Source organism: Halomonas sp. ATBC28 (assembly GCF_005937175.1).
GTDB classification, from domain to species: Bacteria; Pseudomonadota; Gammaproteobacteria; order Pseudomonadales; family Halomonadaceae; genus Vreelandella; species Vreelandella titanicae.
Window position 1 is genome coordinate 145,914 of record NZ_VCQL01000015.1, and the last position, 10,793, is coordinate 156,706.

Sequence of the window (10,793 nt, forward strand, 5' to 3'; positions counted from 1 at the left end):
ATCTATTCCTCTTGTCCAAATATAAGTACTGCATTTTGCCCACCAAAACCAATTGATGAACTCATTACTGGCAATGAGTTTGAAGATTTAGTAGTTTCTCTATTAATGTTTATCTTTATATCATCGTCAATGATATGGAGACCGGCTGTGCCAGGAATCGTATCTGTCTTTAGTGCTTGAATCGATGCTATTGCTTCAATTGCTCCTGAAGCGGCGAGTGGATGTCCTGTTACGCCTTTTGTGGAGGCAACAGGAGCTGTTAACCCAAATATGTTTTCATATACTTTACTTTCTAAACGATCATTCAGACTGGTAGCTGTTCCATGAGCATTAATATATCCAATCTCAGTTGGCTCTATATTTGCGTCGGAAAGTGCCTTTTCTACTGCTTGTGTAAGACCTTTACCGCTGGGTGTAGGTGTGGTCATGTGATAAGCATCAGACGAGGAGCCATAACCGAGTAATCTTGCATGTATATTTGCTTTTCTTTTCTGAGCTTGGCTTTCGCGTTCTAAAACAAGGAATCCAGCGCCTTCAGATATAACAAAGCCATTCCTTTCTTTGTCAAATGGTCTTATACTTCCTTCTCCTATGTTATTACGAGAAAGAGCTCCCAACTTGGCGAATGCAGTCACTACGTTCTTTGTAATGGGTGCCTCCGATCCTCCTACGATTACAGTGTCGCATTCGCCGCTTTCTATCATTCTTTTACCACGACCTATCGCATCCGCGCCGGAGGCACACGCTGTGCTTAAAAAATATGAAGGGCCAGTGATACCTAAGTGAACGGAGATGTTAGCGCTTGCCATGTTTGTCATTGTTGACAGAATGTATGATGCGCTAACACTTGCCGGGCCGACTTCTGCTTCATTGTTAATAATCTTCTCTAATGTGCTGATTCCAGCAAGCGAATTTCCGACGATAATTCCAATCCTATTTGAAGGAAAATTATAGCCTGGTTGAATATTCGCATCGTCTAAGGCCTCTTTGGCAGCATAAACAGCGTACTGTATAAATGGGTCGACCCGTGTAGAGGCTGCTTGGTTAAATCTGGGTTTTGGATTCCAATTACTTAAGGGGTAGGAATATTTAACTGGTGCGTTCTCTAGTCTATGATCATATTGCGTCAAGACTTTATTTTGGACAATATTATCCCAAAACTGACTAACAGTTGCCCCTGCAGAGCACAATACTCCCATTCCCGTTACCACAACTTTATTTGTCATTTTTTAGCCTCTCTATAGAATTTTCAATATCCGCTAATGTCATTTCTGACATCAAAGATAACGAATCGCTTGGAAGTCCTAGAGTTGCTTCTAGACCTGACTGTAACTCCACGATAGAAATGGAATCTAAACCTAGTTCCTCCAAAGTTTTATTTTCTGAAATGGAGTCTTCTTCCATTTCAAACATATTGATCAAAATTGATTTTATCTCATTCATTGCATTCAACCTCATTGATATAGATAAAGAAAAGGGATAGCCTTATGTCTTCTTGTAATATCTCTATAATGCAGCGTGTAGTATCATTGCTAGAGTCTTTCCGAATCAGTCTGACTAGTAGTTCTTGGTTGTTTTCTGCATATTTGTAAAATTTTGCAAAAATTCTTTTGATGTAAAGATTTTCTATTTTTTTCTTTGATTCTTTGATAGTGCAATAGAAACAGAATTGTTTAGCTGACTCCGTAAGGTTATATCCAGTTATATGATCCTGTTTGTGGTCATTGAGTATGCGGTTTTGGGATGGTATTACTATATTTGCAACTCTTTTGTGACCTGTTTTTCTTATATTTCTGATGCAAACGTCTTTTGGATATTTACATCCTACTTCGTATGGTTCCACCTGAGGCAGGCCATATGCTATGTGCAACTCAAATCCGCCATATTTGACTGATTTTGAAATATTTTCCCCTCTTATTGTTTTATACGCTCTGGCGCTTATGTGACATACAATGATGCTAACCTTACCTATTATTCTTTCGCTAGATCTAAAATTTACAATAAATTTTTTTGTATGTGAGAGATGTGTGTCTAATATCCTTACGCTTGCAATAAGGGTATGGTTTTGGGCTTTTCTTGATAAAGCTCTAGTCGCCATGACTTTAATATGAATCGTGTATTGCTATTTATTTTTAATATCTTGTGCGAAGCAAGTGTTTCTAATTGTCTCGCACACTCAATAAGATACATGGGGTTGATGTATTTTTTGCTGCTACATATTTCTGAAAAATGTTCTTGGTCGTTCAGGGGAGATATCAAGGCAGAAATGCTTGACGCTGTTGTTGATTAAATTTTATTGATGTAAACAGCTTGCGGATTAGCCTTGTGGGTCATTGATATCACTGTCGTGTTATCAGTTTCCATATTGCCTCCTGGCCTGAAGCTGGCTTTATCTGTATATCTGAATGCTTGATTTGAGGATAATTTATTAACTTCTATACGTAACCTGTCAGAAGTGACAGTGCGGTCCTTTGATATGCTAAGTGCCTTTACATAAATTTCTTATGCTTAAAGACATTTAAAACCAGGCAATTGCAATATTTTTTTGCGTGTTTTTTTATAATCATTTGCTTAAGTATTATGAGCGTGCTTGGCAGCACTGAGACCAAATCTCGTGCCAGCGTTGTTACGCCAGTGCAGCAGTATTATGGCCAATCGCTTGTTTATCGCCTTGACGGATCGATACGCAGAATGCGTAGTTGTGCCGCCTGTTGTTGGATGGGGTAGAGTTAGGCAGTGGTAAACGCATTTAATTTTTAACCTAAACGAGCAGAAACTGAAGGCACCGGCGGCTGAGAGGTTGCCGATGGCTTTGAAGTATTAAGAGGTTCCCTGGCCCGCGCTGGAGAGGCACTCTATACACGACTACATGAGCGAACAGTCCCAACTGCTCAAAGAGTGAGGCGTGCTCGCGACGCTAGATGGAAAACTGGTATTCACTCAGGACTTTCTTTTTTATCCCCCACAACAGCAGCTGGCATATTGGTAGTCGGCAGCGCCAATGGTCGGCTGGCTTGGAAAGGAGCTAGCGGTAAAACCTTGAAAGCCATTCAGGATGAGCGCTTAGCGAGTATTTAATATGTGCTTACCGTGCTTCCCTAAGGCTCAATACAATCCTCCACCTGATGCCGCTTTTGAGCATACTCAGCGGGTGGCAGTTAATTGAGAGGGAGACTGAAACAACACTGTTCTGTGGACAAAAGAGGCCATCCGTCCTACCCGCTATGTGCTTTACTATCTGCAACTGTTATTCACGGAGGAAATCCATGGCCATAGGCGGCTTGATAGGATTACTGGACGATATTGCCGCATTGGCGAAGTTGACCGCAGCATCACTGGACGATGTGAGTGCCGCCGCTGGGCGTGCGACGGCGAAGGCGGCCGGGGTGGTGGTCGATGATACAGCGGTGACGCCGCAATATTTGCAGGGGGTGACAGCGGAGCGTGAACTGGCGATTGTGAAGCAGATCGCGCTGGGGTCGATCCGCAATAAGCTGATTTTTATCCTGCCGGTGGCGCTGCTGCTGAATCACTTTTTGCCCGCGCTATTGCCGGTCATCCTGATGGTGGGTGGCACCTATCTGGCCTTTGAGGGCGCGGAGAAGGTCTGGCACAAGCTTTCCGGCAAGCATGAGGATGACAAGCCAGCGGTAGAAAAGGGGCCGGAAGCCGAGAAAAAGATCGTGAGTGGTGCCATTCGAACCGACCTCATTCTGTCCGCTGAAATCATGGTGATTGCGCTTGCCACGGTCTCCCATCAAGGATTCTTGTCACAGCTGGCGAGCCTAGTGGTGGTCGCGTTTGTCATCACACTTCTGGTGTATGGCGTAGTGGCGCTGTTGGTCAGGATGGATGATATCGGCCTAAGGCTCGCTCAGCGGGATAGTTCGGGCATGCAGACACTGGGCCGTGGTCTGGTGACAGCCATGCCTAAGGTGCTAGCGACTATCTCTGTGGTGGGCACCATCGCCATGCTCTGGGTGGGTGGGCATATCCTGATGGCCAATCTTGGTGCTGATGGAACGGGTTGGTTCAACGCGCCCTATGAGTGGGTACACCATGTCGAACATGGTATTGCCGAGGCAACCGGTGCTTTGGGCGGCTTGCTAGGCTGGAGCTTCAATACGCTGTGTTCTGCTGTGATTGGCTTTTTGGTGGGCTCGGTGGTGGTGGGTGTGTTGCACCTTATGCCCACTAAGAAGGCGCATGCTGAATAATTTTTAGCTGAGACGCTGATGATTTTTCCCTGCTGAACATTGATGCATCTGTGTGCAGTCAAGACCCTAACGCACAAACAGCGCCAACAGCACCAACAGCACCAACAGCACCAACAGCACCAACAGCACCAACAGCACCAACAGCACCAACAGCACCAACAGCACCACCGTTCACGCTTTATCTACATGAATGTGGAACTAGAGATGCCGACAGAGATATGACCGATGGCTTCGTGGAGTTTAAATGATCTCTCCCTCGCGCAGATGGAATGATATTTACTCATGACTATATGCGCGAGCAGTGACAGCTTCTGAAGATCTCAGTGTGCTAGTCCCGGTTGCTGTGAAGGTGAGGTTATCTGTTGCTGCCAAACTCCCTATCTCGAATTCCGAACCTGAAATATTTCTGAATTAGTGGTCATCACTTGGCATTGCTACTGTATTTAAGGCTACATACCTAACTCTGGCCCATCGTAGTTACGCTGTTTGCGCTGGCGTTTGCTGATCGTTTTCTGGCGTTCCTTATCCGGCATGCTGTGGTAGTGCTCCCGTAGCATTTTTTTTAATTCAAGCACATAGGGTTCGTTCTCAATAGCGACCACATAAACATATTGGGGGAGATGACCGGTTGAGCCACTGCCCAGAATGCTCAATGCTTCATCGAACGTATCGAATGTCTCCCCTATGTCAGACTGCGCGTTGCATAAGCCAAAACTCACAAAACTAGCCCAGTCCCAGCCGCACGTCCGAACATCAAGCCGAAGGTAGTGGGCTTCAGGTGATTTTTGCATATCAAGTACACGTTGCTGCAGAAGCTCCGCTGAACTAACAGTTGGTACTGGACAAAACGGTGTAGTCGGAGACTCGTGATAGAACAAGTAGTAGCCAGCGCGTGGAAGTTTGGAAAGCTTAGGAAGCTGGCCCTTAGTGCTACCTATATTGGCAATACCCTGTTTCGCTCGCTTAGCTTGCAAGAGCACTGCTTTTCGACATCTCAATCCACCCACATTTAATGTAATGATTACACCGATATCGGCGCCAGTACGGGCTTCTTCGCGTGTGTTAGCTAGCTGAAGAGTTCCCAAGTAAGAGTAAGATGATGGGTAGCCGAAAGCCTGAATCCTCTTGGCAGCCCATCTCGTAAGCCAGTTTTCAACATTGGCACTGAAGCGCCCATTCAGCATGTCCTCATGTGCAGTTACCCCCGCCATCTGCTGCTCACACTGCAACATAGCCCAGTAAATAGTCCAGAGCACATCGATGTTGAAGTTCAGAGGCGATGTAGCCTGTAAAGGGAGCAATTGCCACTGGTCTGCAGGGTGGGAGCAGGAAGCTATTTTCTCGGCGGAAGCGCTACACATACTAGTAATGGCGAGCTTGGCTGATGCCCTAGCAATGTCGCTGAAGCCACCTGTGACGAGTAAGCCATTATGGCTACGATATGCTGCATTAAGTATGTCTTCTGCTTCTTGCTGCCAACCTGCGTATCTATCCTTTGAGGGGCGCGCTTGGAAGACGAGCTTTGGGAGCAGTCTCGTAGCATCTGTGATGTGGCCCTTTTGTATCAATGCAGTAATCTTTTCGAAATGCCCAGCAAAATCACCAGCTAGCCAACCTTCGCCGCCCGCGGCTGCTATCGTTGATGCGGCGGCCTTTTGAAAATCAGTGAGAGCTTTATATTGGGAGCGATAGGACTTTAGTGCCGCACTCTGTTCGGGTCGCCTGCTGCGTTCTACTTCTACCTTATGATTATGCGCATCAATAGCAGCAGCTCGCAGCACTCGGTTTGTTGGAGCATCGAACTTGCTGGCCGCTAAGGCATGCTCCTCTTGAGCATGCTTCCATTCGCGCCAAGTGTGAAAAGTGCGTGCTGGGTTGAAAAGCCAACCTAATCTATCCTTGCGTTTGGCGTTCAGGAAGTGCTTTCTGCATATTTTCATTTGAGAATAAGTAGGCTTGAGATTGTCTTCGCGCTCTTGAGCCTCTTTACGTAAGGTCAAGCTATCAATTTCGCGGATTACTTGCTCAGTCACCCGTATTTTTTGCTCGAGGTTCTGGGTGGCGCTACCAAGAAATGATGTGAGTCTATGGCTGGTAGTTTTAAGCATTTTGCGTTCTGGGGCTTCCATGGATGGTATGCTCTGCTTATTGTTCAAAATTTAACTTGCATGATTGCTAATAATTATTAGTTGACAAAAGTGCTTTCAACATTCAAGCCAAAGTGCCACTCAGATAGGGTACAGAAAACCTATCTCTGTGATGGAGGGCTGACTGAAAAATATCAGAAGCCCAGTCAGTCACTATTCACGGGCTATAGCGGTAATTTATCCACCGAGCGGCGAAGGAGCCGCTCCTTACTCTCCACGTCTTAAATCGTCAGCTCACTTTATTCCTTCTGCTCAAGGCCGACTCTTACCCTTGGGAAAGTTGGCCTATCTCTTGGCTACACTTACGTAATTGAATTAAACACTTATTTAAGCCAGAAGTTTTTTTAGCGGTGAAATTAATTCGCGGTCAGGCTCATTGCCATCGTGCGGCATTCGAACTTCTTTCGGATGCGAACAGTGACGTCTATCTAAATAGAATCGTATAACTTTCTCCTTCATTTTTTAGATAAGTATTAAGCAAATAATATCAGAAGCTGAGGTCTCTGTGCTTGTACTGTGAGGCTGTCCTAAAGGACAGGTTGTCAGCTCGACAATTTAGGGAGATATTTGTTTGGAATAATTAGGTGCAATTATCATGTAGTCAATGATTTTTAATCCACAATTAAGTCACTCTTAAATAAGGGGGATATATGGATAAAAATTATAATATGTCGATAACATTTGATGATATTCCTGTTCATGGTTCAGTCGCTGGAGAAATATCTAGAAAAGATATAGTTGATTTTATACTTAGTGCCACAAAAAAGCATGATTTGCCATCTATGGTGGGATTCGTGAATATGGGTAAATTAAAAGAAGGAGAAAAAAACCATGAGGAGGTAGTGGACGAATGGGTATCACAAGGAGGCATGCTGGGGAATCATACGTATTCACACTTAGATTTAAGAGAGGTAAGTGCGCAAGAATTTGTTTGTGATATAAGAAAAAATCAAGAATTAATAGTGGATAAAAAAAACAACACAAATTTTTTTCGGTATCCATATTTACTTGAAGGGGATAGTTACGAGAAGTTAGTTTATATTAAAAATTACTTGGATAGTAATGGGTACAAAGTTTGTCCTATCTCAGTTGATTTTCTTGACTTTCTCTGGAATGAGCCAGTTGCATGGTGTATCAAAAATAATAAATATTCTAACATTGATAAGTTGAAAGAACTTTATATAAAAACAGCATTATGTAAAATCAATTCAGCTAAAGAGATATCCTTGAAATATTATAAAAGAAATATTAACCATGTTATGTTGTTACATGCGGGAATAGCAACAGCTATTTTTTTCAATGATTTGATTGATGAAATAAAGAATGAAGGTGTAAATATAGTAAATGTACAAGATTCAATGCAAGATCCTTGTTATATGATTTCTCCTTTAATTGTTAGTAAAAAAGGACGAAACCATCTAATGAAAACAGCATTTATACATGAAGAAGATTTGTCGAGTTATCCCCAAGTGCCTAGGTCGCTGATAAATGAAATAGGCTATAAAAAATAATTATGATTACGTTTCTGTTTTTTTTAATAATAGCAATAGCTCAGCTTAGCTTAGGGTTAAGTCTACCTTCTTTACCTGAAATATCTGAACTTTTGCATTTCAATGAAATAGACGAAGCTAATTATACGCTGTATTTTTTATGCGGGATTTTTATTTCTCAAGTGTTTGTTGGTTTTCTTTTTTCAAGGCTCAGTAAGTTTAAATTAATTATTTTAGGTTTGACTATATTCCTTTTGGGATCAATTTTGACAATATCTCCTTGCTCAGGAAATGTTTTTCTACTAGGTAGAGCTATACAGGGAGTGGGCGTGGGTTCTTCTACAGTTTTAGTAAGGGCTTTGCTGAAAGATTTTTTTAGGGGTAAACAGTATTTGATGACAGGATCTAAGTTGTATTCGTATAATGCTTTAATACCTGCAGTATCACCTGTGATAGGAGCATTCATATACGTTTATTTTGGTGTTAATTCTGCACCATACTTACTCTCTCTTATTGCATTGGTGGTGATTTTATTGTTGTTAGTAAATAGGAGGGAGTTTTTATTTACAGAAAGGAAAGATAGGCTTGAAGCTAACTATAAAACACGGTGTCAGTATTTCTTAATAATTAAAAATAAGACATTTTTAGGGTTAACTGTTGTTTCTGGCTTGATCTATTCTGGAGAAATAGTCTTTATTAGTAGATCGCAAACAATACTGCAAAAAGAATTGCTGGAAACACCAGTTGTGGCTGGAAGTATTGTTACTTTTACTATATTCGGATTTTTTATAGGGGCTCAGTTATCAAAAAAGATAGTAACTAATAAAAACATAATTAAAATAATACATTCAGGGGTTTTGATATGTTTATTATCAAGTGTTTTAGGCTTTGGGTATAAATCCATACCAATAAACACTTCAATAGTAATATTTTTCACTATGAGTCTGTATATGCTTGGTGCAGGGTTAGTTTATATTAATGCGTCACTTCTTGCCATATCGGAAGTGGCAAAGTTTTCTGGCGTGGCAAGCTCTTTATTGTCTGTTTTTCAAGGGGCGCTTGTTTTAATTGTAGCCAATACAAAGTTAGGAATAAGTATGTTAGATGAATACTTAGTTATACAGATTTTATGCTCTCTGTTGGCATTGTTGATTATTATATATTTAGTAAAAAAGAGGTCTGAATATGTACTGTAATATGAAAAAAGTTATTGAGTCAGTAAAAAGAGAAAAAATAATAATTGTTATAGATAAAAATGATAAAAAGGTATTTAGTAATGGGACTTTGCTTGAGATGGCAAAGGAGTTTTCTCAAAAATTTAGTATTTTAGAAGGCGAGGTATGTTGCATATATATAAGTGATATATTTAGTCAATTAGTTGCATTTTGGGGAACAATTCTTGCTGGAGGAGTTCCTGTTTTGGTGCAATATGAGGATGAATTATTGAGCAGTCCATCAACAAAATTCTTATCTGCTATTAAAAGCTGTAAGTCTAATTATTATATAATACTATTGAATGGTAGTTTTGTCTTGAAAGACTCTAAGTCTGATTTATATCAGCACAAAAATTTAGATTTCGATTTCATTCAGCTCAGTTCTGGAAGCACGGGGACTCCTAAAGCAATTAAAATGTATTGGAGTAGCATAGAAAGTAATATAGCAATAAACAAAGATTATTTTTCTAAGCTTGGAATCGATATCCAAGGTGTATCTCTTAACTGGCTAAGGCTTGATCATGTTGTACCTATAGTTACAATGCACATCTACGATATCGCTTTAGGAAATGATCAAGTAATTGTAGAAACTTCTCATGCTTTAAAACATCCAGAAGTAATATGTAAGGCTATTGAGTACTATAAAGTAAAAAGAACATGGTCTCCAAATTTTGGAGTTAAAATGCTATCAAAATTTTTGGAAAGAAGTAATTATGATTTTGATTTAAGCTCTTTAAATATTTATCTAAATGCTGGTGAGCAAGTAACACATGAAGCTATGAAGCATATGGTTAAATCTGGGAAGCGGCATGCATTAAACCCTCAATCGTTATTTTCTTCTTTTGGAATGGCTGAGCTATCTACTATAGTAAGTAATTCACAATGGTATTACAGTAATAGGCATGATAATTTTGTTTCTTGTGGATCTTTGCTTAATGGTCTAGATGTTAAAATCACTAACAAAGATATGTTTGGAGTAGGTGAGCTTTACTTTAAGAGTAAAGATTTGCTTAATGGAGAGCGTTACTACTTGAATGAAAATAGTAACCATGAATCATACGATAGAGAAAACGGTTGGTTTAAAACTGGCGATCTAGCTTTCATGAAAAGTGGAGAGCTTTATATCTGCGGTAGAGAGAAAGAAGTTATTATTGCTAAAGCAGAAAAAATATACCCACATATAATTGAAGAGATGATTAATAATTTTTACGGGCTAAGAACAGCCTGCGTACCTATTTTTAATAGTTCTAAAGGCTCTAATGATATTGGGATCGTTGTAGAAGGAGAAAGGCATAACGTTGTTGATAAAGAGATTGTAAATAAGATTAAAGAGGAGGCAGGCGTTACTATCCGTAAAATCATCAGTGTAGAAAATAAAATGTTTCTAGTTACAACTAGTGGGAAAGTAAAACGATCTGAAATGTCAAAATATTTTGAGGGTACATAAATGAAGAAGGTTCTAATTACTGGAGCAACTTACGGACTTGGGGCTTCTTTAAGAGATGTTCTCTTAAAAGAGGGTTGGGAGGTTTTTACAATAGGAAGATCAACAATTAATGAAATAAACGATAGGCACCATCACTTGACGGGTGACCTAGGGAAGGTCTGAATAACTGCCGATATTCATCAACGCTTACTTGAGCCGACAAAAAATCGAAAATTCAGACACTCTTCTCCCTTTCTTTGTGTATTTTTGCTCCTTTCCCGCTCATTGAGCGGGAAAGG

At 40.8% G+C, this 10,793-nt stretch carries 8 protein-coding genes; 4 read left to right on the top strand and 4 right to left on the bottom strand.

The window, feature by feature from the left end:
• Positions 1-2: 2 nt before the first annotated feature.
• From E0L35_RS17530 to E0L35_RS17540, 3 genes are read right to left on the bottom strand one after another with little or no spacing between them, the layout of a single operon-like run.
• A complete protein-coding gene (locus tag E0L35_RS17530) occupies positions 3-1,226 on the bottom strand; it encodes a beta-ketoacyl-[acyl-carrier-protein] synthase family protein (protein ID WP_138800986.1) in 1,224 nt (407 codons plus the stop codon).
• A complete protein-coding gene (locus E0L35_RS17535) occupies positions 1,216-1,443 on the bottom strand; it encodes a phosphopantetheine-binding protein (protein ID WP_171051185.1) in 228 nt (75 codons plus the stop codon). Before E0L35_RS17535 ends, E0L35_RS17530 begins: the two co-directional genes overlap by 11 nt.
• Entirely contained in the window at positions 1,436-2,098 is a 663-nt protein-coding gene (locus E0L35_RS17540) for an AfsA-related hotdog domain-containing protein (RefSeq protein ID WP_138800988.1), read from the bottom strand. The genes E0L35_RS17535 and E0L35_RS17540 overlap by 8 nt, the downstream gene beginning before the upstream one ends.
• 1,168 nt (positions 2,099-3,266) lie before the next feature.
• On the opposite strand from E0L35_RS17540, the gene E0L35_RS17555 reads away from it, so the two are divergent.
• Positions 3,267-4,217 (top strand): DUF808 domain-containing protein, encoded by a 951-nt coding sequence (locus E0L35_RS17555; RefSeq protein WP_138800990.1) that lies wholly within the window; start codon positions 3,267-3,269, stop codon positions 4,215-4,217.
• A gap of 449 nt (positions 4,218-4,666) precedes the next feature.
• Here E0L35_RS17555 and E0L35_RS17565 read toward each other — a convergent pair whose 3' ends face one another.
• Positions 4,667-6,325, bottom strand: a complete 1,659-nt coding sequence (locus E0L35_RS17565) for a hypothetical protein (protein WP_138800992.1) — start codon at positions 6,323-6,325, stop codon at positions 4,667-4,669.
• Between the two features lie 689 nt (positions 6,326-7,014).
• On the opposite strand from E0L35_RS17565, the gene E0L35_RS17570 reads away from it, so the two are divergent.
• Genes E0L35_RS17570 through E0L35_RS17580 form a run of 3 tightly spaced genes read left to right on the top strand, consistent with a single transcriptional unit; the run spans position 7,015 to position 10,515 of the window.
• Positions 7,015-7,875 carry a polysaccharide deacetylase family protein gene (locus tag E0L35_RS17570; protein ID WP_138800993.1) on the top strand — a complete coding sequence of 287 codons (861 nt, stop codon included), beginning with the start codon at positions 7,015-7,017 and terminating at the stop codon, positions 7,873-7,875.
• Positions 7,876-7,877: 2 nt separating this feature from the next.
• Entirely contained in the window at positions 7,878-9,050 is a 1,173-nt protein-coding gene (locus E0L35_RS17575; protein WP_138800994.1) for an MFS transporter, read from the top strand.
• A gap of 1 nt (position 9,051) precedes the next feature.
• Positions 9,052-10,515, top strand: coding sequence for an AMP-binding protein (locus E0L35_RS17580; protein WP_171051186.1), 1,464 nt, complete (start codon positions 9,052-9,054; stop codon positions 10,513-10,515).
• Positions 10,516-10,793: the final 278 nt, after the last annotated feature.

Coding starts and splice junctions, on each gene's coding strand:
- E0L35_RS17555 (WP_138800990.1), top strand. CDS start 3,267: ATGGCCATAGGCGGCTTGATAGGATTACTGGACGATATTGCCGCATTG.
- E0L35_RS17575 (WP_138800994.1), top strand. CDS start 7,878: ATGATTACGTTTCTGTTTTTTTTAATAATAGCAATAGCTCAGCTTAGC.
- E0L35_RS17535 (WP_171051185.1), bottom strand. CDS start 1,443: ATGAATGAGATAAAATCAATTTTGATCAATATGTTTGAAATGGAAGAA.
- E0L35_RS17570 (WP_138800993.1), top strand. CDS start 7,015: ATGGATAAAAATTATAATATGTCGATAACATTTGATGATATTCCTGTT.
- E0L35_RS17565 (WP_138800992.1), bottom strand. CDS start 6,325: ATGCTTAAAACTACCAGCCATAGACTCACATCATTTCTTGGTAGCGCC.
- E0L35_RS17540 (WP_138800988.1), bottom strand. CDS start 2,098: ATGGCGACTAGAGCTTTATCAAGAAAAGCCCAAAACCATACCCTTATT.
- E0L35_RS17530 (WP_138800986.1), bottom strand. CDS start 1,226: ATGACAAATAAAGTTGTGGTAACGGGAATGGGAGTATTGTGCTCTGCA.
- E0L35_RS17580 (WP_171051186.1), top strand. CDS start 9,052: ATGAAAAAAGTTATTGAGTCAGTAAAAAGAGAAAAAATAATAATTGTT.